Here is a 24,318-nt window from a genome sequence, read left to right on the forward strand (position 1 = left end):
AACTAATATAAATGTCATTTCTATAACTAAATCGTTGATCACAGGGCAACAGTCCAGGACCGCGGCATGAGCCAGATGTTCCACGAAAAACATATCAGTTATCTCTATCAGGTGGGGGTGCAGGGCGGCATCCGCCGCGCCGCGGATGTGCTGGGGGTAAACCCGTCGGTGATCAGCCGGCAAATCGCGCTGCTGGAACGCACGCTGCAGTTGCCGCTGCTGGAGCGCCGGGGACGTTCGGTGGTATTGACCGAGGCGGGCAAACTGCTGGCCGATGATTATTACGAAAGCAGCCTGCGCCGTGAAAAGCTGGAGCGGCATTTAAAGGATTTGCGCTATATGAAAGGCGGCGCGGTAACCATCCGGGTCGGCGCGGGACTGGTGGATACCTTTATCCAGCATGTGCTGACCACCTTCGCCGCCGCCTATCCCAATGTCTTTGTCGAAGTCGTCTCGGGCACCATGCAGGCCACCATGGACGCCATCGTGCAGGGCGAGGCGGATATGGCGCTGGCCTTCGGCCCGATAGGCAATCCGGAACTGAAGCGGCACAGTTTTCCCTGGGGACCGATATGCGCGGTGGTTAACCCGCAGCACCCGATTGCGCATCTGCGCACGGTGTCGGTTGAGGAACTGAACCGGCACCGGCTGATATCATTAAGCGATGCCTTTGGACTGCAGCGGCATATGAATGCTATTTTCCAAAGTAAAGGCTTGCTGTTTACCCCGTCCTATCGCTGCAACCAGTTCACCACCGCCATGAGCCTGAGCATGGCGGGGATGGGCATTGCGTTTATGAGCGCCCAGGCCGCCATAGAGCGTATCAGCCATAAGATGCTGGTGGCGGTGCCCATTGACCACCCCATCGCCACGGAAGCGCAATGCCATCTGCTGCGTAACTCCGATCGCCGGTTTACCCCGGCGTCGCATCACTTATGGCAACTGCTGTTAAATTTTTTCCAGCAGAAAAACGAACGCTGACGGCGCCCCGCTCCGGCCGGGCCACGAGATAAACGCCTGGCCGCCGGGCTATAACGCCAGCATGATCCCCCCGTCAATCGCCAGTTCCTGCCCTATTTCATGGTGCCGGGCAGCACGGCCAGGATGATAAACCGCGTTTTCCCCGTGGCGGCCAGGTTAACCGCGGCCTCGGGCATTAGCGGGCCGTGATTGGAATTCAGCGACATCGTCGCCTCCCTATTATTGGATTATCAGGTTGCAGGTGATGGCAAGGACATCATCACCTTACGCGGCGCGAAGGCGATGATGCGTTGGCGGCAGCCGCGCCGGGATCTATGCGCGGCCGACGGAAACCTGTTGTGTCCCCGCAGGGACATCCTCGACGATGGGTTCGACCTTACCCATCAGGAACAGATAGTTGACAATCCCGAGCACCACCAGCGCGGCGGAGAACACCAGCGCAAAGGTAAAGGATCCGGTGGCCGCCACGATGGCGCCGGTGACTATGGGGCCGATGGCGCCGCCGAGGTTCGAGACGGTGTTTTGCAGGCCGGCGACGATGGATACGCTGTTTTTCGGCGCCACGTCGCCGGGCAACGCCCAGACCTGCGACGCCGCCACCGTGGTGCCGGATTTTGCCACGCACAGCAGCAATACCGTCATGAACATGGAATCGGTGAACGGGGCAAACCCGATGCACAACGCCATCAGCAGCCCGATGGTCAGGAACAGTTTGCGCGTGGCGGTCAATGACAATCGCCCGCTGTGCACCACCCGGTCGGAGGCCCAGCCGGCGATAACTTCAATCACCATGCCGCATATCAGCGGCAGCGCGGCCACCATGCCCATCTTGATAAAATCCATTCCCTTTTCCTGCACCAGATAGGTCGGCAGCCAGGTGATAAAAAAGTAGGACGTATAGTTGATGGTGAAAAACCCCAGGCACATGGCCCAGATATTGCGGTAGCGCAGCAGTTTGTACCACTTCATGGGCAGCACGGACTTATCGCCGTGTTTCTGCACCTGCCCGTCGCGGATATAACTCACTTCCTGCGGGCTGATGCGTTTGTGGTCTTCCGGGTTTTCGGCATAGATGGCGTACCAGGCTATCACCCACACCAGGCCGATGGCGCCGATGATCATAAACGTCAGGCGCCAGTCGAACATATAAATCATCCACACGATCAGCGGCATGGCCACGGCGCCGCCGAACTTCGACGCGCTGTCGAACAGGCCGGATACCGTGGCGCGTTCTTTATCCGGGAACCAGCGGGCGGTAATGCCGGCATTGCTGGGATAGGCGGCGGCCTCGCCCACGCCCAAGGCCAGGCGCAGCGCCAGCAGGGATTTGAACCCGGTGGCCAGCCCCATGATCGACGTGGCGATCGACCACCAGGCCACCGCCAGGCCTAGCCCTTTTTTCTGGCCGAAGCGGTCGGCAAACCAGCCGGCCGGGATCTGCAGCAGCGAGTAGGACCAGAAAAACGCGGCCATGATAAAGCCCATCATTTCCGCATTCAGGCTGAGCTCTTTAATCAGGTGCGGCGCAGCGGCCGAGAGTACGGTGCGATCGATATAGTTAATGGCAATGGCCAACCACATCAGTCCGGCGACCCACCAGCGAATGCGCGTTTTAGTAGCTATTGTATTCATCGTCAACGAGCCTGTAAGAGAGGAGGTTTAATGCGCCGGACGCAGGGTTATCCGGCGTTGGATATCAGGCAGCGGCCGCGCCCCTGGTTAATTAACGTCATAATCGACGTCGTTATAGTGAGTTCATGATATTGCCCGGCCGCTCGCGCGTTATTACGCACTGGATAATTTGCCGTACGCAGCGTTCGCCGATAGCGCTGATGGCGCCGTCGGTATAACCGGCGATATGCGACGTCGGCAGGAAATTATCCAGCGTCAGCAGCGGATGGGCGGCCAGGGGTTCCTGTGCGAACACATCGGCGGCCGCGCCGGCAATCACCCGATCGCTTAGCGCCGCATACAGATCCGCTTCATTGACCACGCCGCCGCGCGACACGTTAATCAGGAACGCCGAGGCCTTCATGCGTTTGATGCGCGCCGCGTCGAACAGATTACGCGTGTCGTCGGTGAGCGGCGTATGCAGGGTAATAAAGTCGCTTCCGGCGGTCAGCGCATCCAGGGTGACAAACTCGACGCCGTGTTCGGCGGCGAACTTGTCGTCCGGATAAAAATCAAACGCCAGCACGCGCATAGCAAAACCGCGCGCCCTGAGCGCCACCTGCTTGCCGATATTGCCCAGGCCGATAATGCCTAAGGTTTTGCCATGGACGTCCGTGGCAAAAATACGCGGCCAGTTGCCCGCGCGCGTGCCGGCCACGGCCTGCGTCACCTGGCGTGCGCTGTTCAATATCAGGGCGAAGGCAAAGTCGGCCACGGCATGTTTATTGGCGTCGGGCACGTTAGTGACGTAAATGCCGCGCGCGCGCGTGGCGTCCAGGTCGATATTATCGACGCCGACGCCGTGCTTGCAGACAATCTTCAGCCCGGGCGCCGCGTCGAGCAACGCGGCGTTGACCTCGGTGAACGCGACAATCATCGCCACCGTATCCGCCAGGTGCGGTTCAAGCGCGGCAAGCGGCGCGTCCGCGGGTAATGCAATCAGTTCAAAACCCTGTTGTTGCAGCCGATCGATGGGCGATGCATCGTATTTGGCAAACGAGGGCGAGGTGCAGATCACTTTCATGTTAGCGTCCTGGTCAGTCACAAGGCGGCGCCGGGGCGCCGCGCGGCCATTACTGCAGATATTGATTCACAATCTGGCGAATCTTCTGTTCCTGTTCCGCGCTGAAGCGCACGGCGTACCGGCTTTCGCCCACATCATGGCCCAGCAGCGCCACCGCTTTTTTCACCGCCGCCGGGGAAAATGCCACGCTGTAGAGATCGGTGCGCAACCCTGTCACGTTTTCCTGCGCCCGGCGCGAGCCTTCGATATCGCCGGCATGGAAGTGGGACCAGATGGCGTTGATCTCGTTGGGCGCGACGTTGGCCAGGCCTGAAACGCAGGCCGAGCAGCCGTCGACAAACCCTTGATGAATCAGGGAATCAGGGCCGTTAAGCACGTTAAAACCGTCGATGCCCTCGGCGGCCCGCAGGAAAGCGGCCAGGCTCTCATAGCTACCCGCGCTATCCTTGATGCCGATAATATTAGGATGCGCCGCCAGCTGGCGCACGGTGTCTGGCTGTAACGTATTGCCGGTGCGCGCCGGGATATTGTAGAGAAATACCGGTACGTCGAGGGCGTCGGCTACCGTGCGGTAGTGATAGATCAATTCGTCCTGTTTAAGCGGCACGAAATAGGGCGTGATCACCGACACCGCGTCGACGCCGAGTGCGGCCACCTGGCGGCCAAGGCGAAGGGTGTCGCGCGTCGATATTTCGCCGATATGGGCCACTACCGCCACCCTGCCCGCCGCTTCGTCCACGCAGGTCTCGGTCACCGCCAGTTTTTCGCGCTCGTTTAGCACAAAGAACTCGCCGTTGGTGCCGCCGCAAAAAATGCCGTTGCCGGCGTCCATCTGGCGCCGGATCTGCGCGCGCATGGCCTTGGGATGATATTCGCCCTGGCCGTCGAAAGGGGTGACGATGGCGGTTAATACGCCTGCTATGCTTCTGCTCATAAAATCCTCTTGATCAGTTATGATTGCGTGCCGGGAACAGCGCCAGGTAGATATCGCGAACGTCGTTCGCGCCAACCGGCGCGGGGACATTTTTCATCAGGCGCCGCACATCCAGCGCCGCCGCCACCAGATAAGGTAGATGATCGGCGCCGATACCCAGTTCATCCAGGCTGGCGGGCAGCTGCAGGCGTTTGACCAGCGCGGCGAAAAAATCCACCAGCGCATGGGATTTGTCTTCCTCGCTGAGGGCGGGATCGGCCGCGGGCAGCAGGTCGTATGCCCGGGCGAATTTTTTTACCGCCGCCGGGCGCACGAAACGCATGCAGGGTGTGAGCAGGATGGCGTTGGCCACGCCGTGCGGGATATGGTATTTGCCGCCCAGCGGATAGGACATGGCGTGTACCAGATGGGTGCCGGCATGGGCAATCGCCGCGCCGCCATAGTAGGACGCCCACAGCATATCCAGGCGCGCGCCGAGGTTGTCGGGGTCGGCCACCGCAATCTCCAGGCTGGTAAACAGCTTTTTCAGACCGATCAGGGCATAGTTGTCGCTGACCGGATTGGCGACGGTGGCGGTGAAACATTCGATTAAATGGCATAACGCGTCGATACCGGTGGACGAGGCGATATGGGCGGGCATGCTGAGGGTGAGCTCCGGCGCCAGCACCACGTAATCGGGCAACATGACCGGCGAGATGATGCCGACCTTGGTCTCTTTTTCAGGTATGGCCAGGATGGCGTTCGGCGTGGCCTCGGACCCGGTGCCGGCGGTGGTGGGGATCAGCATCGAGGCAACGCGTGACGGCGGTTTTTCACCGGCCAGCAGCGCGTCAAGCGCCGGCGCATCCTCCCCGCACAATACCGACAGCAGTTTCGCCACGTCCAGTACGCTGCCGCCGCCGATACCGATGACCATGTCGATGCCCCGGATGTCCAGCGACGCCAGGATACGGGCGACGTCATGCTGGCTCGGCTCCGGCGGCACGTTGTCGACGATGTCCAGGCGGCCCGCGCTGCGGCGCGCCTGCTCAATGAACGCGCGCACCGCGGGGATGGCGCCGATGTTTTTATCCGTCACCAGCAGCGCGCGCTGCTTATCCTGCAACAGATAACCGATGTCATTAAGCGCCTGGCAGCCGCTGATAAGTGTGCTATTGATATTCATTGATTCCGCCCCGCCTCCCGACGACCTTTTCCTGATGTCGTTATTGATTATATTCTGTCATTTAGCGTAATAACCAGCGCTTCACAGGCTCTTTTATAGGATATCCGCGGCTTGATTAACTTGATCTTGCTCACATATAATCAATAATGATTTAATATAATCATAAATAATCACACCCGCCATGTTGCCGGGCGCGGGCGCAAGTGGGGAATTAGGGGGAATAGCGCGGCGCGCGGCGCGCGCCGACGCTGTCTTCACGGCATCATACAGGGAGGCTCAGAGGGGGAAGATCCAGACATGCGCGGCCGGCAGCGACAGCCGGCACAGTCCGTCGCGCGTCGCAACGGCGTCATAGGCGCGCACCGGAACGCCCTCGGCGGCGGTGCGGAACAGGTATTCCCAACGATTGCCCAGGTACATGCGGGTCAGCATCGGCAGCGACAGCGTATTGCCGTCGGCGTCGGCGGCCTCGTCGGCAAAGCGCACCTGCTCCACCCGGATAATCGCCGCCGCCTCTTGCCCTACCGCCAGCCCGGCGCCGGCCGCCCCCCACAGCGACCAGTCCCGGCCTTCGATGCGCGCCCGGCCGTCGCGCAGCGCCATGACGCGGCCGTTAAGGCGGTTGTTGCTGCCCATGAACTCGGCGGTAAACAAGGTGGCCGGCGAGCCGTACATCTCCTGCGGCGTGCCCTGCTGCTCTATTTTGCCGTTATTCAGCAATAAAATCCGGTCCGAGATCGCCATGGCCTCATGCTGATCGTGGGTAACCAGCAGCGCCGACAGGCCTAGCCGCAAAATCAGCTCGCGCAGGAATACCCGCGCCTCCTCGCGCAGTTTAGCGTCCAGGTTGGAAAGCGGTTCATCCAGCAGGATAATGGGCGGGTTGTACACCAGCGCCCGACCGATGGCCACCCGCTGCTGCTGTCCGCCCGAAAGCTGGTGGGGATGGCGGTTGCCCAGATGCCCCAGGCCCAACTGATCCAGCACCACCTGTACCTGCCGGGTGATATCCGCCGCGGGCACTTTACGCAGCTTCAGGGGATACGCGACGTTGGCGAAAACCGTCTTGTGCGGCCACAGCGCGTAGGACTGGAATACCAGCCCCAGGTTGCGCTCCTCCGCCGGCATCTCGAACCCCGTCGCGCCGTCGAACAGCAGGGTTTCGCCGATGGAGATGCGCCCTGCGGCAGGTTTCTCCAGCCCGGCCACCGCCCGGAGCAGCGTGGTCTTGCCGCTGCCCGACGGCCCCAGCAGCGACACCACCTCTCCCTGGCCCAGTTGCATGGATACGCCGCGCAATACCGGATTATCGCCGTATTTCAGGTGCAGGTTCTCAACCGACAGCTCAATCATTCATTTTCACTCCAAAACGTAAGGCGACGCCCAGGCCGAGCACGACGATCACGATATTGATAAACGACAGCGCGGCCACGATGTCGATGGCCCCGGCGGCCCATAATGACACCAGCATCGACCCGATGGTCTCGGTGCCGGGCGACAGCAGGTACACGCCGGTGGAATATTCACGCTCGAAGATCAGGAACATCAGCAGCCAGGACCCGATCAGGCCGTAGCGCGACAGGGGTATGGTGACATGCCGGGTAACCTGGCCCTGCCGGGCGCCGTTGGTGCGCGCGGCCTCTTCCAGCTCCGGCCCGACCTGCAGCAGCGTCGAGGAAATCAGCCGCAGGCCGTATGCCATCCATACCACCGTATAGGCCAGCCACACGCTGAAAATGGTATTGCGCAACGACCGCAGCCAGACGATAAAGTGCTCGCGCAGCCCATCGGCAAACGGCAGCGCCGACAATAATCCGTCTTTCAGGGAGCGGTCCAGCCACATGGGAATAAACAGGAACACCCATAAAAACGCCAGCCCGGCCAGCAGGCCCGGCACCGCCCTGGGCACCAGCACGCTGTAGTCGAGGAAACGGGTGACGCCGTCCGGTTTGCGATGCAGCGCCAGGCCGATAAACAGATAACACATTACCGCTATCGCGCCGCCGAGCACGCCGATGCTGATGGAGTTGACAATGGCGCGCATGAGATTGGGCTGCCCGAGGATGACGCGGAACGTCTTGAGCGACAACTGGGCCCAAATATCCACCCCCACCCCCCAATTGGAGATAAACGCGCGCAACATTACGCCCGCCAGCGGCACGCCGATGGTGACCGTAAGCCATATCACCACCACCGCGCCCGCCACCCAGCGCCATTTGCCCAGCGGCAGCAGCCTGGCCTGCGCGGCTTTGCCCTTGAGGGTGACAAACCGGTTGGCGGTGCGCATCATCAGCCGCTGCAGCATCACCAGCGGCACGGTAAGGCAAATCAATACCACCGCCACCGCCGCCATCAGGTGGTATGACGGAGTGCCCAGCTTATTGGTCAGCTGGAACAAATAGGTCGCCAGCACCAGGTTGCCTTCGGGATCGCCGAGCACCAACATCAGGCCGAACACTTCCAGCCCGAGGAAAAACAACAGTACGCAGGCGTAGAGGATCGCCGGGCGCACCATCGGCAGGCTGACCGACAGCATCACCTGCAGCGGCGTGGCGCCCACCGTGCGCGCGGCCTCCTCGACGTCCGATCCCACGCTCCTGAGCGCCGAGGAAATATACAGATAGGCGTGCGGCACGTGGGTGAGCCCGGCAATGACCACGATGCTGCTCATGGCGTAGATATCCCAGGGAATAAAGCCCACCAGGCTTTGCGACCACAGCGAGAAAAAGCCCACCGGCCCCGCCGCCACCACATACCCGAACGCCAGCACCATCGGCGAGACAAACACCGGCACCAGGATCAGCGGTTCGATAAAGCGCCGGCCCGGCAAGTCGGTCCTGACCATCAGGAACGCCAGGATGCCGCCGAGCGGAATGGCGATGGCGACCAGGCCAAACGCCAGGATAAAGCCGTTGCGCAGGGCCTTATAAAAGTCCGGATCGGTAAAGATAAAGCGGAACGCCTCGAGGCTGAACACCTTTGACGGTGAAAAAAACGGGGCGGACAGGAAGCTTTGGATAATAATGAATGACAGCGGTACATAGATAACCAGCGCGGTTAACACCACGACCACGCCGCGCGGCAGACGCCGCCAGGTGTTGCGCAATATCTGCATGAGGTATCCTGTTAATCAGCGGCACTGCGGCTGCCGATAAGGCGGCGGGCGGGCGCGCTGTCCCTATGGCGCCGCGCGCGCCGGATGCGGCCGGTCATTTATTCACGGCGGCGCGGAATTGTTTGATGTGTTCCAGCCGTTTGTTTTGCTCCAGGTATTCCAGCAGGGTCTCGTCCACCGGGATCGGCCTGAGCGCGCCGCCCAGTTTTTTGGTCATGCCGTCCAGATCGTTATCCCCGGCGATATCATGGCGAATGGAGGTGATATCGGCCTTATTGGCCAGCACATCCTGCCCCTCGGGCGACAATACGTAGTCCAGCCAGAGCTTGGCGGCATTTTTATTCTGCGCCTCGCTGCTGATAAACATCACCCTGGAGAGCACCAGGATATAGTCTTTGGGATAAGAGATGCCCATGGATGGATCGGTCTTGACGCGGGCGTCGGCATAGGATCCGAGAATGTTGTACCCGATCAGGTTTTCTCCGGACGAAACCCGCTCCATCATGGTGCCGGTGGACGACTGCACCGACAGTCCGCCCTTCGCCATCTGGGCGAGATGGTCAAAGTAGCGGGGATCGTCTTTCATATCCTGTACCGACAGCATGAATCCAAGGGCGGATTTTTCGATATCGTAGGTAGTGACCTTGTTTTTAAACCGATCCGGCTGGCTTTGGATTAACTTGGCCAGCGCCACGTGGGAGTCGGGCACTTCATTGGCCGCGATCAGCCGTTTGTTATAGACAAACACCAGCGGCTCGTAGGTGGTGCCGTAGGCCTTTTCTTTCCATACCGACCAGGCGGGCAGGTTTTTCGCCTCCGGCGAGGCGTATTGCAGCGCGTAGTCGGCGGCAAGCCTGAGGGCGGTATCCATGGAGGAGCTCCAGATCACGTCGCCGCTGTTGCCGCCTGCCGCCTGCTCGCTGATATAACGGTTGTACAGTTCGGTGCTGTTCATGTCGTTGTATTCAACCTTCACCCCGGGATAGGCGGCCTCGAACCCCTGGATCAGCGGGCCGGCGGCCTGGGTGTCGGTGGTTGAATAGATGATAACCTTGCCTTCCTTTTTGGCCCCGTCCACCACCTGCCGGTAGCCGGCCGGGTAGCCCGCAGGCAGCGCCGGGGCTGCGGCGCCCAGTAACAGAGCGATACTCACCATAGGAACAGAGAATTTTGTCGACATGGGTATTGTTCCACAACAATTATTGTAAGAAAAATTAACATATAGTTAAAGAATCCACCGACGCAAGAGCGCCATTTCTTTATCTTCTTAATTTGTGAGTAGACGCAATATTCAGTATGAAATAGTTTTCATCTCACAGATTTACCCGCTTCGGATGAAAAGATCGCGGGTCCGGACGAGGGGATGGGCTGGGAAAAGTAAAAATTTGCCTGCGGACGGCGAATGCCTGCACCATTTTAAGGCACGCCGGCAACGCGAAACGCAGGCTGACGTGGTCTATCATGGCGCATTGTCTTGACAAACAAGCGTGGCGCGGTGGTTGCAATGGGATGCCCGCGCGCTGGCCGCGGGGCAAAAGGCGGCGGCGGTAAACTAAAGCGGCGCGCCGGCCGGGTTGCGGCCGGCAATGGGGTGATTAAATCGAGGGGATCATGCCACCGTCGACGCGGATCACGCCGCCGGTCATATAGGATGCCTGGACGCTGGCAAGGAATGCCGCCACCGCGCCGTATTCGTCCGGGTTGCCGTAACGCCCGGCCGGTATCGCCGCCGCGCTTTTGGCCGCCACGTCTTCTACGCTGACCCCTTCGCGGCCGGCGCGGGCGGCGTCAAGCTGCCCTACCCGGCGGGTGGCGATGCGGCCCGGCACCATGACGTTTACCGTGATGCCGTCGCGGGCCACTTCCGTGGCAAGGGTTTTCGACCAGCCGGCCAGCGCGATGCGCAGGGTGTTGGACATTCCCAGGTTGGCGATGGGCGCCACGATGCCCGACGAGGTGCTGGTGATAATCCGGCCCCAGCCCGCGGCGCGCATATCCGGCAGGACCTTGTCGGTCAGCAGGATAAGCGATCCGACCATGGCGGAAAACTGGGCGCTCCACTGTTCCGGCGTTACGCCGGTCGCCCCGCCCGGCTGCGGACCGCCGGAGTTGTTGACCAGGATGCCCACCGGCCCGAGGGTGGCGCGGATGCCGGCCAGTACCGCGTCAAAAGTGTCCTGGCGGGTTAAGTCCAGTGCCCAGGCGCGGGCGCCGCCGCCCCGCTCTTTTATCAGCGCTACGGTTTCATCAAGCGTGCCTTGCGTGCGTCCGCAGACCGCCACCTTGACGCCTTCCGCCGCCAGCGCCAGCGCGATGGCGCGTCCCAGCCCGCCGCCCGCGCCGCTGACCAGCGCCACGCGCCCCTGTATGCCAAAATCCATTACCGACTCCTGATTGAATAGAACAAAAAAATTAAACAGCGGATCGCCCGGGTTGGCGGTATTAGCCCGCCTTGCTGATTTTGCTGACTTTATTCAGCACATTTTCATAAGCGGATTGCAGGTGGTGGCGCATCATTTCGGCGGCCTCGGCCATGCGGCCGTCGAGCACCGCGTCGATAATCTCCACATGCTCGCCGCACCATTCGCGCACGCGCTGCTTGTTGGTATAGCTGCCGAATTCCAGCAGACGGCGCAGGCGGTTCTGCTGTACGATGGATTGCAGGACAAAAATATTGCCGCTGAATTCCGCCAGCGTTTCGTGGAAGCTGGCATCGGTGTCAAAAATCTGCCGCCCGTCGACGCCCAAGATATCCGGGTGGGAAATCAGGAACATATGCTGCTGCCGTAGGCGTCTGAGCGCGCTTTTATCGGCCTGGAACCCTTCGGACAGCAGCCCGCCCGGCTCGATCATCAGCCGGAACCGGTAGCCGTTGCTGAGCGCCACGTCGGTGTTGAGCGTCGGCAGGAACGACCAGCCGTGGCCTTTGTTGCGCGCTATCAGCCCGTCCTCCGACAGCCGCAGCAGCGTGCGCGACAGCACGTTGCGATCGACGTCGTAGCGCTGGGAAATCTCGATTTGGGTCAGCGATTCCGGCAGCTTGCCGGCAATCCGGTCCCTGACCAGCTGCTCATAGAGGTCCTGATCGCTGCTGGCGGGCACATCTATACTGATACGCTGGATTTCGTCATAGGGTTTCACCAGGAAAAACCCCTGGTTGCGCCGCGTTTCGATAATGCCCAGCTCGCACAGCAGTTTCATGGCCGCGCGCACCGGCGTGCGGGAAACGCCCGCCATATCCGCCAGCTGTTGCTCGCGCAGATGATGCCCCGGCTCGAATTTTGCCTCGCGGATCAGGTCAAGGATTTGATTTGCCAGCCGCCGTCCGCTGGCCGTCGCCGTTTGAGTCATGTGGTGCCGCGTCCAAAAGTATTTGTTGTATATTATTATACAATGCATCCCAAAACAATAATACCAAAGAACCGCCCAAAAGCCCCTAAATAGTGCAGGATACGCACCAAAAAAGAGCCTTGACAACCCCTTTTTATTGTATTTAATGATACACAAAGAGCAATTACGCTCATCACACCCCCCGGAGCCTGACATGTCTAAGAACCTGTTTTTGCGTCGCTATGCCGTCGTCACCCTGGCCGCATTATGTCTGGGAGCGCCCCTGATGAGCCAGGCGGCAGCGCCAACCCTGGTCAGCAAGGGCGAACTGACCTACGGCACCGCCGCCACCTTTATGCCGTTTGAATACATGAAGGACGGCAAGCTGACCGGCTTTGATATTGACCTGATACACGCCCTGACGGCCAAGCTGGCGCTGAAACCGCAGCCGATGTCGATGGAGTTCAAGGGGCTGATCCCGGCGCTGCAGGGCAAACGCCTGGATATCATCAACTCGGCGATGTACATCAATCCGGTCCGCTCGGAACAGGTGGAGTTTGTGCCTTACCTGAAAATCGGCAGCCGGGTGGTGGTCGCCAAGGGCAATCCGGAGAAGATCACCGGCCGGGATCTGTCGCTGTGCGGCAAGAGCATCGCCGTGACCCTCGGCGGCATCGAGGAAAGCCAGGCGCGCGCGACCAGCAAACAGTGCCAGGACGCCGGCAAGGCGGCCATTAACGTGATGACCTTCCCGGCGGCCACCGATTCGGCGGTGGCGGTGGCGCAAAAACGCGCCGACGCTGAATTTCTTTCCACCCCGGGCGCCGTGGCGCTGCTGAACGAAAAAGGCGACACCTTTGAAACGGCGGGCGATGAGTTCGAGGCCGATACCCATATCGGTTTTGCGGTGCGCAAAGGCGACGCGCCGATGAAAACCCTGCTTGAAACCGGCCTGAAACAACTTGTTGCCGACGGCACCTACCAGAAATTGATCGCCAAATGGCAGTTCCCCGCGTCGGTGGCTATTTTTTGATCATGATATCGTTTACCGACCGGTCCCGGCGTTAAGGAAAGTCCATGTCCCTTGATCTTGTTTGGCAGTACCTGTTCTCACCGGCGTTCTTCCAGGGCGCGTTAATGACCCTGATGTTAACGGTGTGTTCATTGTTTTTCGGCATCATCATGGGATTGGTGCTGGCCCTGTTGCAGGAGTCCCGGCTTCGTGTCTGCACGGGCCTGGCCTTCTTTTATCTCTGGCTGTTTCGCGGGACGCCGGTGCTGTTCCAGATCATCTTTGTCTATAACGTCCTGCCCGGCTTCGGGGTGCGGTTTTCGGCGTTTACCTGCGCCATCCTGGCGCTGTCGCTGAACGAGGGCGCCTATATGGCTGAAATCCTGCGTTCCGGCCTGCAGGCGGTACGCAGCGGACAGCGCACCGCGGGCATGGCGCTCGGCATGACCGGCGGGCAGATCATGCGCAAGATCGTGCTGCCGCAGGCGGCGAGGATTGTGCTGCCGCCGATGGGCAACCAGATGATCAGCATGCTGAAATCCAGCGCCCTGGTGTCGGTGATTGCGGTACAGGAGCTGCTGCTTATCGCCAACCAGACCGCCAGCGCCAGCTTCCGCTATTTCGAGGCCCTGTGCGCCGCCGGTATCTATTACCTGGTGCTGACCACCCTCTTTATGGTGGGCCAGGCCTGGCTGGAACGTTACCTCGACCCGAAAAAACGCAGGAAACCGGCCTTGTCATTAACCGAGCGCCTGTTGCGCAGCAGCACCAGCGCGACACACTGAGGGAAAGTCCATGAAAAGCACAAAACCGGTACTTGAGATCATCGGCGTCGATAAACATTTTGGCGCGCAGCATGTGCTGAAAAACTGTTCGCTTAACGTGGCCGAGGGCGACACCGTGGTGCTGATAGGCCCCTCCGGCTCGGGTAAATCCACCCTGCTGCGCTGCGTTAACCTGCTTGAGTCCATCGAGGGCGGCGCGATCTTTTTTCGCAACCAGGATATCACCCACGTCGATATCAAGCCGCACCGGCTGCGCCAGGACATCGGCATGGTGTTTCAAAACTACGAGCTGTTTTCCCATCTGACCGCCGCGGAAAACATCATGCTGGCGCCGATGACCGTGCGCGGCGTCAGCCGCGCCGAGGCCGAGGCACAGGCGCTGGAGCTGCTGGGCAAGGTGCGCATCCCGGACAAGGCCGACGCCTTTCCCGACGAACTGTCCGGCGGCCAGCAGCAGCGGGTGGCCATTGCCCGCGCCCTGGCGATGAAACCCAAGCTGATGCTGTTCGACGAGCCGACCTCCGCCCTGGATCCGGAAATGATCCGCGAGGTGCTCGACGTGATGGCCGACCTGAGCGCCGAGGGCATGACCAGCATCGTGGTGACCCACGAGATGGGCTTTGCCCGGCGCGCCGCCAACCATATCGTGTTTATGGAAAACGGCGAAATCATTGAAAACGCCCCGAGCGACAAGTTTTTCGGCGGCGAGGTGAGCGAGCGCGCGCAGCGCTTCCTCGACCAGATATTGCATTAATGTTCACCCCCACGCCCTCGTCAGGGGCATTTATTCACCTCAGGAGATGTCGATGAGTCTTTCATCGCCCGATATCGGCAGGATGAAACGCGATCTTGCCGCGCTGGTTGCCATCAATACCGAAAACCCGCCGGGACGCGAGCGCGAGGCGGCCGAGCATATCAGCCGGCTGCTGGCCGACGCCGGTTTTGACCTGACCCTCAGCGAATACCTGCCGGGCCGGACCAATGTGATTGCGCGCCTGGAAAACGGCGCGGGACCCTGCTTTGCCTTTAATACCCATATCGACGTGGTGCCGGCGGGCGTTGGCTGGAGCCAGGATCCGTTTACGCTCACCGAGCGCGACGGCAAATTATACGGCCGCGGTTCCTGCGACGCCAAAGGGCCGCTGGTGGCGATGCTCGAGGCGATGCGGATGCTGGCGGCGCATCGCCAAAGCTGGCGCGGCGCCCTGATGGGTATTTTTGTCGCCGACGAGGAAGCTGCCAGCGAAGGCGCCAAATTTTATGTGCGCGAGGCGCCGGCGAAAATCGACTATGCGGTAATTGGCGAACCGACCTCCAATACCACCTACTCCGCCCATAAAGGCAGCCTGCGTCCGCTGGTGCGGGTGCAAGGCGTGACCGCGCACTCCGGCACGCCGGAACTGGGTGAAAACGCCATTTTCCGCGCCGCCCAGCTGCTGGGGCTGGTGGAACACGCCCACCAGCACAGCGTGCGCTGCCACTGCCATCCGCTGGTGGGGTCCGCCAGCCTGACGGTGACGCGCATCAGCGGCGGCCATGCCGACAACGTGCTGCCCGACAGCTGCGAACTGCTGCTGGACCGCCGCATGGTGCCCGGAGAGGACGAAGAACAGGTCAAGCAGGAAATACGCGATCTGCTGGCGCTGGCGCGGGAGAAATTCGGCGTGCGCAGTGAAATCGTCACCTTTAAGCCGACCACCGGCGGCGCGACGGAAACCCGTTCCGACGACCCCATCGTGCTGGCGGGCCTTGACGCCTGCCGCGCCCATGGCAATCAGGAACCGGGGCCGTTTGGCTTCCAGGGCGGGTGCGATCTGGTGCATTTTCGCAGCCTCGGCACCAAGGGCATCGTTATCGGCCCCGGATCGCTGGCCGACGCGCATAAGCCTGACGAGTTCGTGCCGATCGATGAATTTATTGCCGCCAGCGAAATTTACCGCGACGTGGCGCTGGCGATGATGAGCCGCTAAGGAGCCCGGGGTGAAAGCCACATTGTATCGCGCCGCGCTGCGCTACCCGCATCTGCAGCTGTATACCGCCTCCTCGGGCAGCGTGGCGGCGCTCGACGAACTTTACCTGCTGCTGGAAGACCAGGGCGTCCACGGCCTGGGCGAGGTGCGGGTAAATATCGCCTACCTTAACGGCTACGGCCAGCAACAGGTCCTGGACGATGTGCTCGGCTACCTGCGCCTGCTCGATCTTGGCCAGGACGCCGGGCAACTGCTGGCCGGACTGAACGCCTGGGCGGCCGGTTGCCTTGCGCCGACGCGCATGCTGCTGGACGTGGCGCTGCATGATTTGCTTGCCCGGCAAGCGGGCATGAGCGTCGCCCGGTGGCTGGCCGATGAAACGACGCCGGGTCAACAATCGCCGGGCATTGCGCCATCTACGGGCCAACAGGTTCCGGACATCGCGCCATCGGCGGACGGCGGAGCGCCGGCGGGCCAACGCGTTCCGGGCATCTCGCCGGTGGGCGCCGCCACGCCTTTGCCGCCGGTGAGCTATCACACCAACCAGACGCTGTTCTGGTCATCGCGCGAACAGATGCTGCAACAGGCCGAGGCCTATGTGGCACGGGGTTTTACCGAGCTGAAGCTGCGGGTCGGCGTGGCCGGATTTGACCAGGATCTGGACCGCGTCGGCGCCCTGCGCCGCCGTTTCGGCGGCGCTATCAGCCTGGCGGCGGACGCCAACGGCCAGTGGCCGGCGCGCGAGGCCCTGGCGCGCCTGCGCGCATTGGCGCCTTTTGATCTGAGTTATCTGGAACAACCGATTGCCGACGGCCATGCCGACCACCCGGACCATGGCTACGCGGCGCTGGCCGACGCCAGCCCGATCCCGCTGATGCTGGACGAGAGCATGAGCAGCGAGGCGGATCTGGCCCGCGTGATCGGCCTGGGCGGCAAGGTATGGGCGCACCTGAAGCTGGTGAAGATGGGCGGCATCGGCCCCGCCCTGCGCGCCGCACGGCAGCTTAACGCCGCGGGCGTGCCCTTTATGATCGGCCAGATGAACGAGGGCGCGGCCGCTACCGCCGCCGCCCTGCATGTCGCCGGCGCCACCCGGCCGGCGCATGCCGAATTGTACGGCGCCGACGGACTGGGCAACGATCCGGTCGCCGGCCTTATCTATCATCGGGGGCTGGTCAGCAGCCCAAGCGCGTGCGGGCTGGGCGTCAGTTTTGACCCCGCCCGGGCGGAATTCATCCAGGAGTTCTGTAAATGACAAACCCAACAGCAGTGATTAAAACCCCGTTGCCCGATCTGGGCCGCGTGGTGCCGGGCGGCGAATCCGCCTTTCGCGAAGAGGAGTACCTTGGGCGCATCGAGCGCGCGCGCGCGCTCCTGACGCGGGCCGGACTGGACGTCATGGTGATAACCGGCCCGGAGAACATTTTTTACCTGACCGGGCAGCAGACGCCGGGTTACTACACCTTCCAGACCCTGGTGCTGCCGGTGGAAGGCGATCCGGTGTTCGTTATCCGCCAACTGGAATATTTTAACTTTATTTCCAATACCTTTATCCGCGACGCCGCCATCTATACCGACGGCGACAATCCGGTGAATTTCCTGCTCGGCGTGCTGAAGGAGCGCGGCTGGACCCGCCGCCGCATCGGCATCGATAAACGCGGCTGGTTCCTGCCGATTGCGGTCTACGAGGCGCTGCAGGCCGAACTGGGCGCCATCCACGACGCGGCGGGCGTCATTGAGCAGCTGCGCGCGGTGAAATCCGCCGCCGAGCTGGAAAAAATGGCTCATGCCGCCCGCTACGTGGACGCCGGCATGCTGGCCGGGCGCGCCGCCATCCGGGCCGGCGCCACCGAGAACGATCTGGTTGCCGCCATGATGGGCGCGGCCATTGCCGCCGGTTCCGAATATATGGGCATGGAGCCGCTGGTCTCCTCCGGCCCGCGCACCGGCGTGCCGCATGGCACCTGGCGCCGGCGCAAAATCGTCGACGGCGATCCGATCTTCCTGGAAATGGCCGCCACCCATGACCGTTATCACGCGGCCTTGATGCGCTCGGCCTGGCTGGGCAAACCGCCCGCCGTGGCGCTGGAAATGGAAAAAACCTGCCAGGAAGCCCTGCAGGCCGCCCTTGACGCCATCCGTCCCGGCGCCACCTGCGAAGCCCCGCATCTCGCCTGCCAGAGGGTGATCGACCGCGCCGGGTATACCGATAACTTTAAAAAACGCACCGGTTACTCCATCGGCGTGTCGTTCGCGCCGGACTGGGGCGAAGGGGCGATCCTCAGCCTTTACAGCGGCATCACCACCGAGCTGCGGCCGGGCATGACCTTCCATATTCCGCCGGCGCTCAGGATCTATGGCGAGTTTACCGTCGGCGTCAGCGAAACCATCGTGGTCACTGAAACCGGCTATCGGGCCCTCGGTTCGGTTGACCGGCCGTTATACCGGCTTGAAGCGAAGGGCTAGGCCGACGGCGCGCCGGCCCGGAGCGATGAGCGTTCGCCAGGGCGGCCTGGCCGCGGCGCGGCGGCAATAGTCCGCTTCGGCCGCGCAAAATAGTCCACGCGCCCGGCCGTATGGCCGGGCAACGGTATCGTCTGTTAATTATCAGGTAAGACAGGAAAGCGTATTTATGAAAGACATCAGTGAAAGCCAGGCACGCCTGCGCGGTATTTTCAATATCACCGTCACCCCTTTTACCGCCGGCGGCGAGTTTGATTTCGCGGGGCTGGCCCGCAATATCGAGCGGGTTATCGGGCTGGGTTATGACGGCGTGCTGATTGGCGGCACCTACGGCGAGTTCCCGGCGATGAGCGCCGATGAACGCGCCCTGTTGTTTCGCCGGGTGATGGACGTGGTCGGCGATCGGGTGCCGGTGATGCTGTGCAGCGCCGGTTCCGACGCGCGCACGGTGCGCGACCTGACGACGCTTGCCGGCGACCTGGGCGGCCTGCCGATGGTCACGCCGCCGTTTGTCTCCGAAGTCACCGACGCGCAGATCGTCAGCTTCTTTAAGCAGATGGCGCCGCTGTCGCGCACCGGCATCCTGGTCTATAACGCGCCGGGCATCGGCATCACCGTACCGCCGGCGGTACTGGAGCAGTTGGCCGATATCGAGGGCGTGGTGGGCATCAAGCAAGGCGATCTTAACCCGACCGCCATCGACCAGATCGCCAACCGCCTGGCCGGTCGCCTGCGGCTGTTCTGCGCCTCCGACCTGGCGTTCCTCGGACCGATGATGTGCGGCTTCGACGGCATCAGCAGCACCAACAGCTGCGCGCTGCCGGAGATCATCCTGGGCGCCTATCGGGCGCTTGAGCGCGGCGACGCCGCCACCGCCCGCGAGCTACACCAGCTGTGGTATCCCTACCGCGCCCTGGCCCGCCGCCACGGCCAGCCGCAGCTGGTCAAGGCCGCCATGAACCTGCGCGGTTTCGACGGCCGCCACGTGCGCGCGCCGCTTATCGACCTTGAGGCGGACGTCATCGCCCGGGTGGCGGCCGAGCTTTCGCGTCTGGCCGCCGACCCGCGCGCCGGCGTGTCCCTGAAGTAGCTACCCCTTCCGCCGCCGCGCCGCCGCCGTTAAAAACGCCATCAGCAGCGGATGCGGCCGGCCGCGGGCAGACGATAGTTCGGGATGGCCCTGTACACCGAGATAAAAATCATGGCCGGTAAATTCAATGCCGTCGGCGATGGCGCCGCTGTCATCGGTGGCGCTGATGCGCAGGCCATAATTCTCCAGGCTCTGTTTTAACGCCGGATTGAGCTGGAAGCGGTGGTTATAGCGCATGCCCGAGCGGTCGCCGAGCAGCGCATGCATGCGACTGCCGGGCACGCTCAGCATGGTCTGGTCGCCCAGGCGGTGATGGGGGCGCCCGGCTGTTTCCGCCAGCGGAACAAAGGATTTGATCGGCGCCAGGGGTTCGGCCTCGGCCAGGTTGACCTCGGCCGATCCCAGCATGCGTTGGGCCACCGCCGTGGCCATGGTTTGCATGCCCAGGCATAACCCCAGGGTGGGAATAGCGTTATCGAGGGTATAACGCGCCGCGGCAATCTGCCCCGCCACGTTGGCCATCGAGGCGCCGCCGGGCAACAGCACGCCGTCCGCCCGGTCAAGAGTGTCCCCCAAGGGTTGCCGTGGCGAGGCAAAGAGAATATCAAGCCTCAACGACAAGGCGTCGGCGGCGTCGCCGAGCGCGGCCGCGATCGCGGGATAGACATCAAGCTGATCCCGCCGTGAGCCGAGCAGCGCGATGCAAAGCGGCGCGGCGCCGATGGGGCAAGCCGCCGCCGGCGCCATGGCCGGCCCGGCGCCAGGCGCCGCGCGAGGCGAGGAATTAAGCGCCGGATCGATGGCGGGGAAATCATCCCCGGGTGCCATGCCGGGTGACTGGGCGGATGCCAGGCCGGGCGCGGGATCGGCGCCGGGGGAAATGTCCCGCCTGGTCCAGCGGCCGAAGGCGTCGCGTTGCCACTGTCCCCAGGCGGTTTGGGTGGCGCCGTCGCGGCTGAAGACCAGGCCCCGGGGTGATATTTCCACCCGCACCAGCTGATAGTCCACGGCAAGATCGCTTAACGCCCGCAGCCGTGCCGGCAATTCGGCCAACTGCGCCGGGCCGAGCGGAATGACCCAATCCTGCCCGGCCGGTAATTCGGGCAGTTCGGACCAGTGTTTCGCCGCGCCGGCGCCTTGCCCGCCCAGGCGTTCATGCCAGATCAGCCCGCTTACGACCAGCGGGCCGGCGGCAAGGGCGTGCTGACAGGCGTCGGGATACGCCGCCAGATCCCACTCCTGCGCCAGGTGGGCCAGCGGCAGGCGCAGCCGGTCGGCCAGGATGGCGGCCATGGCCCCGTAGAGCGCCGGTTCCGGCGTATCATGCGCAACAAAAATCAATGTCATGGCTGGAAGTCCTGTAACAGTTAACCAGGCCGGCCTCGCTGGAAGCCGGTTTTGTCCGCGCCGCCGCCCGTGCCGTCGTCATCGCTATAAGGATGACATAAAGACGGTAAAAACAGTGGGCAATTCGGGTGCGGACGTGATAGCTTAAATTGATTTTATTGTATCACATAATACAATTTTATTATTTTAGAGATAGGGGAAATGATGTCAGTTGAACAACTTGCGCCTCGCTTACGCCGGGTGAGACCTTCGCCGACCGCGGCGATTTCCGACCAGGTTCGCGCGCTATCCGCCGCTGGCGTGGATGTTATCAATCTTGGCGAAGGCGAACTCGATTTCGATACGCCGGCGCATATCAAACAAGCGGGCATCGACGCTATTGTACAAGGTGATACAAAATACACAGCCGTGCCGGGCACGGCGGCGCTAAAAAAGGCCATTATCGCTAAATTCAGCCGCGAAAACGGCGTCGGCTACGCGCCCGGCGAAGTCATTGCCGGCAGCGGCGCCAAGCAGCTTATTTTTAATGCCCTGCTGGCAACGGTATCCCAAGGCGATCAGGTGATCATTCCCGCCCCTTACTGGGTATCCTATCCGGATATGGTGGCGCTGGCCGAAGGCGAAGCCCGCATCGTGCCCTGCGCCGAAAGCCACGGCTGGAAACTGCGGCCGGCCGGCCTGGCCGCCGCCATTACCCCCCAAACCCGCTGGCTAATACTCAACTCCCCTAACAACCCCACCGGCGCGGTTTATTCGCGCGCCGAGCTGAAGGCGCTGGCCGGGGTGCTGCTCGATCATCCGCACGTGCTGATCATGGCCGATGATATCTATGAGCATATCTGCCATGCGGCGGGCGAGTTCGCCACGCTTGCGCAGGTTGAACCGCGCCTGAAGGATCGTGTGCTGACGGTGAACGGCGTGTCGAAAGGCTATTCCATGACCGGCTGGCGGCTGGGCTACGCCGGCGGCCCGGCCTGGCTGATTGCGGCCATGCAGATATTGCAATCGCAAAGCACGTCCAACCCCAGTTCCATATCCCAGGCGGCAACCGTGGCCGCGCTGGAGCAGGGCCTGGAGTTCATGGACGAGTGGATGGCCATCCTGGCCGGGCGCCGCGCCAAAATCATGGCCTGCGTCGACGCCATCGACGGCCTGGACGCGGCTGAGCCGCCGGGCGCGTTTTATGTGTTTGCCAACTGCGCCGGCATGATCGGCAAAACCACGCCGGCTGGCGCCACTATCGCCAGCGACAGCGATTTTGCCGCTTATCTGCTGGACGCCGCCCACGTCGCCACCCTGCAGGGCTCGGCCTTTGGCGCGTCGCCCTACCTGCGCATCGCCTACGCCATCGACGACCGGCGCCTGGATGAAGCCTGCCAACGCATCACCCGCGCCTGCCGGGCATTACGCTAACCACCCTGCGCATCCCCCGCCCGACGCCCCGGATAACGGGGCGAGCCTTATCCCGTCATCCTGCCCGTAGAGGGCGGGATCCGGTCCCGCCATGCGGCTGGCATTCCAGATTACCGAAATCACCCTGGCCATTGGCGTAAAGCAACCTAGGGTCGCCGGCATGGAAAAACAGGGGCATCACCTCAAACTGTCCTCCCTGAAACGCTATATAGAAGCCACCGGCGGCAAATTGCGCCTCGATATCGAGCTTCCCGACGGCACGCATTACGGCTTTGCCGTCTGCCCCTCCCCAGCGCGGCATAAAATTGTGTTTGCCCGCCTAAATCCGTCTTTTTTGCCGATTACGGCCGCCTGTTCGGGCAATATCGATTGTCCGGTTTGGGTAGAGTGAACCTATTGGGAAATAAGGGGACACCATGCTCGAACAACGTTTGCACGACCCGGACCTGCTGCGCCAGCAGGCCTGCTTTGGCGGTTTATGGCAATCCGCCGCAAAGGGCGACACCCTGGCGGTGATCAATCCCGCCACCCGCGAGACCATCGCCACCGTTCCGGCGCTGGGCGAGGCGGAAACGCGCGCGGCCATCGACATGGCCGACTCGGTGCGGCACGACTTTGCGCGCATGCCCAACGCGCGGCGCGCTTGCCTGCTGGAAGCCTGGCACCAGCTGATCCTGGACAACGCCGACGACCTGGCGATCATCATGACCGCCGAACAGGGCAAGCCGCTGGCCGAGGCCAAAGGCGAAGTCCTGTACGGCGCCGGTTTTGTGAAGTGGTTTGCCGAAGAGGCCAGGCGGATTTACGGCGACACCATCCCGGCCCCCGGCGCCGATCGCCGTATCCTGGTGCTGAAACAGCCGGTCGGCGTGGCCGCCGCCATTACACCCTGGAATTTCCCCGTGGCGATGATCACCCGCAAGGTCGCGCCCGCGTTGGCGGCGGGCTGCCCGGTGATTATCAAGCCCTCGGAGCTGACGCCGCTGTGCGCCCTGGCGCTAATGGTGCTGGCGGAGCGCGCCGGCATGCCCGTCGGCGTGATGCAGGTGCTCACCGGCCTGCCCGAGGCCATCGGCGCCACGCTTACCGCCAGCCGCGCGGTGCGCAAGATCTCCTTTACCGGCTCGACCCGCGTGGGCCAGTTGCTGATGCGACAAAGCGCCGACGGCATCAAACGCCTGAGCCTTGAGCTGGGCGGCAACGCGCCGCTGATCGTGTTTGACGACGCCAGCCTGGATATCGCGGTGGACGGCGTGATGATGAGCAAATTCCGCAACGCCGGGCAAACCTGCGTCTGCGCCAACCGTATCCTGGTGCAGCGCGGCATTTATCCGGCATTCGTTGCCCGCCTGCGGGAAGAGGTGGCCAAACTTCAGGTCGGCGACGGTTTTGCCGCCGGCACCACCATCGGGCCGTTGATTAACCAGGCGGCGGTGGATAAGGTTAATGCCCACATCGACGACGCCCTGGACCACGGCGCGCAGCTGCTGGCCGGGGGCATCAGCCACGGTAACGGCACCTATGTGCGGCCGACCATTTTGTCGGGGGTCACCACCGCCATGCGCATCGCGCATGAGGAGACCTTCGGCCCGGTGGCGCCGCTGTTTATCTTTGAAGATGAGCAGCAGGCGGTCGATATGGCCAACGACACGCCCTATGGCCTGGGCGCCTATTTTTTTACCGAGGACTACCGGCGCGCCTGGCGCGTCTGCGAGCGGTTGGAATTCGGCATGGTGGGATTTAACACCGGGTCGATTTCATTGGAAACGGCGCCTTTCGGCGGAATTAAATTATCCGGTATCGGCCGCGAAGGATCGCGCTATGGAATTGAAGAATATCTGGAAACCAAGACATTTCATATCGGCAGTTTATAGTTATCATTAATTAAATCACGCCTGCATTGGCTAAATTGATGCGGGCGTTTTTATTTATCCAGCCCACCTGACATTTCCCCCTTTGCCTGTCCATTCTCCTGTTTGGTGCAGCGCCATCGCGGTTAGCCCTTAATTGGTGCACAC

At 62.1% G+C, this 24,318-nt stretch carries 20 protein-coding genes and 1 pseudogene; 11 read left to right on the forward strand and 10 right to left on the reverse strand.

The window, feature by feature from the left end:
• Positions 1–75 precede the first annotated feature (75 nt).
• A complete protein-coding gene (locus GRH90_RS05480; protein WP_178113039.1) occupies positions 76–981 on the forward strand; it encodes a LysR family transcriptional regulator in 906 nt (301 codons plus the stop codon).
• 312 nt (positions 982–1,293) lie between these two features.
• On the opposite strand, the gene GRH90_RS05485 is transcribed toward GRH90_RS05480, so the two are convergent.
• From GRH90_RS05485 to GRH90_RS05525, 9 genes are all read right to left on the reverse strand, one after another.
• The gene (locus GRH90_RS05485; RefSeq protein WP_162364911.1) at positions 1,294–2,613 is read right to left on the reverse strand and encodes an MFS transporter; all 1,320 of its coding nucleotides are present in this window, start codon (positions 2,611–2,613) and stop codon (positions 1,294–1,296) included.
• Positions 2,614–2,725: 112 nt separating this feature from the next.
• Positions 2,726–3,676 carry a phosphoglycerate dehydrogenase gene (locus tag GRH90_RS05490; RefSeq protein WP_162364913.1) on the reverse strand — a complete coding sequence of 317 codons (951 nt, stop codon included), beginning with the start codon at positions 3,674–3,676 and terminating at the stop codon, positions 2,726–2,728.
• A gap of 49 nt (positions 3,677–3,725) precedes the next feature.
• Complete coding sequence (locus GRH90_RS05495) at positions 3,726–4,610, reverse strand: dihydrodipicolinate synthase family protein (RefSeq protein WP_162364915.1); 885 nt, start codon at positions 4,608–4,610, stop codon at positions 3,726–3,728.
• 13 nt (positions 4,611–4,623) lie between these two features.
• A complete protein-coding gene (locus tag GRH90_RS05500) occupies positions 4,624–5,775 on the reverse strand; it encodes an iron-containing alcohol dehydrogenase (RefSeq protein ID WP_162364916.1) in 1,152 nt (383 codons plus the stop codon).
• A gap of 276 nt (positions 5,776–6,051) precedes the next feature.
• Positions 6,052–7,128 carry an ABC transporter ATP-binding protein gene (locus tag GRH90_RS05505; RefSeq protein ID WP_162364918.1) on the reverse strand — a complete coding sequence of 359 codons (1,077 nt, stop codon included), beginning with the start codon at positions 7,126–7,128 and terminating at the stop codon, positions 6,052–6,054.
• On the reverse strand, positions 7,121–8,890 hold the full coding sequence (locus GRH90_RS05510) for an ABC transporter permease (RefSeq protein WP_162364919.1): 1,770 nt from the start codon (positions 8,888–8,890) through the stop codon (positions 7,121–7,123). The genes GRH90_RS05505 and GRH90_RS05510 overlap by 8 nt, the downstream gene beginning before the upstream one ends.
• A 94-nt stretch (positions 8,891–8,984) precedes the next feature.
• On the reverse strand, positions 8,985–10,070 hold the full coding sequence (locus GRH90_RS05515; RefSeq protein ID WP_162364921.1) for an ABC transporter substrate-binding protein: 1,086 nt from the start codon (positions 10,068–10,070) through the stop codon (positions 8,985–8,987).
• A gap of 415 nt (positions 10,071–10,485) precedes the next feature.
• Positions 10,486–11,271, reverse strand: a complete 786-nt coding sequence (locus GRH90_RS05520) for an SDR family oxidoreductase (protein WP_162364923.1) — start codon at positions 11,269–11,271, stop codon at positions 10,486–10,488.
• A 61-nt stretch (positions 11,272–11,332) separates the two neighbouring features.
• Positions 11,333–12,241 carry a GntR family transcriptional regulator gene (locus GRH90_RS05525; RefSeq protein ID WP_162364924.1) on the reverse strand — a complete coding sequence of 303 codons (909 nt, stop codon included), beginning with the start codon at positions 12,239–12,241 and terminating at the stop codon, positions 11,333–11,335.
• 193 nt (positions 12,242–12,434) lie between these two features.
• Between GRH90_RS05525 and GRH90_RS05530 the strand changes: the two genes are divergently transcribed.
• The 7 genes from GRH90_RS05530 to GRH90_RS05560 all read left to right on the forward strand — a co-directional run bounded on the left by GRH90_RS05530 (position 12,435) and on the right by GRH90_RS05560 (position 19,540).
• A complete protein-coding gene (locus GRH90_RS05530; protein WP_162364926.1) occupies positions 12,435–13,253 on the forward strand; it encodes an ABC transporter substrate-binding protein in 819 nt (272 codons plus the stop codon).
• A gap of 44 nt (positions 13,254–13,297) precedes the next feature.
• Positions 13,298–14,017: an amino acid ABC transporter permease gene (locus GRH90_RS05535; RefSeq protein WP_162364928.1), complete on the forward strand. Its 720-nt coding sequence runs from the start codon at positions 13,298–13,300 to the stop codon at positions 14,015–14,017.
• Between the two features lie 10 nt (positions 14,018–14,027).
• Positions 14,028–14,771: an amino acid ABC transporter ATP-binding protein gene (locus GRH90_RS05540; protein WP_162364929.1), complete on the forward strand. Its 744-nt coding sequence runs from the start codon at positions 14,028–14,030 to the stop codon at positions 14,769–14,771.
• A gap of 52 nt (positions 14,772–14,823) precedes the next feature.
• The gene (locus tag GRH90_RS05545) at positions 14,824–15,987 is read left to right on the forward strand and encodes a M20 family metallopeptidase (protein ID WP_162364931.1); all 1,164 of its coding nucleotides are present in this window, start codon (positions 14,824–14,826) and stop codon (positions 15,985–15,987) included.
• 10 nt (positions 15,988–15,997) lie between these two features.
• A complete protein-coding gene (locus GRH90_RS05550) occupies positions 15,998–17,242 on the forward strand; it encodes a mandelate racemase/muconate lactonizing enzyme family protein (protein ID WP_312857171.1) in 1,245 nt (414 codons plus the stop codon).
• Entirely contained in the window at positions 17,239–18,453 is a 1,215-nt protein-coding gene (locus GRH90_RS05555) for a M24 family metallopeptidase (protein WP_162364932.1), read from the forward strand. The genes GRH90_RS05550 and GRH90_RS05555 overlap by 4 nt, the downstream gene beginning before the upstream one ends.
• 166 nt (positions 18,454–18,619) lie before the next feature.
• The gene (locus GRH90_RS05560) at positions 18,620–19,540 is read left to right on the forward strand and encodes a dihydrodipicolinate synthase family protein (RefSeq protein WP_162364934.1); all 921 of its coding nucleotides are present in this window, start codon (positions 18,620–18,622) and stop codon (positions 19,538–19,540) included.
• Here GRH90_RS05560 and GRH90_RS26180 read toward each other — a convergent pair whose 3' ends face one another.
• A complete protein-coding gene (locus GRH90_RS26180; protein ID WP_246235888.1) occupies positions 19,541–20,887 on the reverse strand; it encodes a glutamine amidotransferase-related protein in 1,347 nt (448 codons plus the stop codon).
• Positions 20,888–21,091: 204 nt separating this feature from the next.
• Here GRH90_RS26180 and GRH90_RS05570 point away from each other — a divergent pair, with 204 nt between their 5' ends.
• The 3 genes and pseudogenes from GRH90_RS05570 (at position 21,092) to GRH90_RS05580 (ending at position 24,174) form a co-directional block, all read left to right on the forward strand.
• Complete coding sequence (locus GRH90_RS05570) at positions 21,092–22,300, forward strand: aminotransferase class I/II-fold pyridoxal phosphate-dependent enzyme (RefSeq protein WP_162364936.1); 1,209 nt, start codon at positions 21,092–21,094, stop codon at positions 22,298–22,300.
• A 133-nt stretch (positions 22,301–22,433) separates the two neighbouring features.
• Positions 22,434–22,580 (forward strand): annotated as a pseudogene (gene proR / locus GRH90_RS05575) (transcriptional regulator ProR); the annotation flags it as partial.
• A gap of 136 nt (positions 22,581–22,716) precedes the next feature.
• On the forward strand, positions 22,717–24,174 hold the full coding sequence (locus GRH90_RS05580) for an NAD-dependent succinate-semialdehyde dehydrogenase (RefSeq protein WP_162364937.1): 1,458 nt from the start codon (positions 22,717–22,719) through the stop codon (positions 24,172–24,174).
• Positions 24,175–24,318: the final 144 nt, after the last annotated feature.

Source organism: Acerihabitans arboris, from assembly GCF_010131535.1.
GTDB lineage: Bacteria > Pseudomonadota > Gammaproteobacteria > Enterobacterales > Enterobacteriaceae > Acerihabitans > Acerihabitans arboris.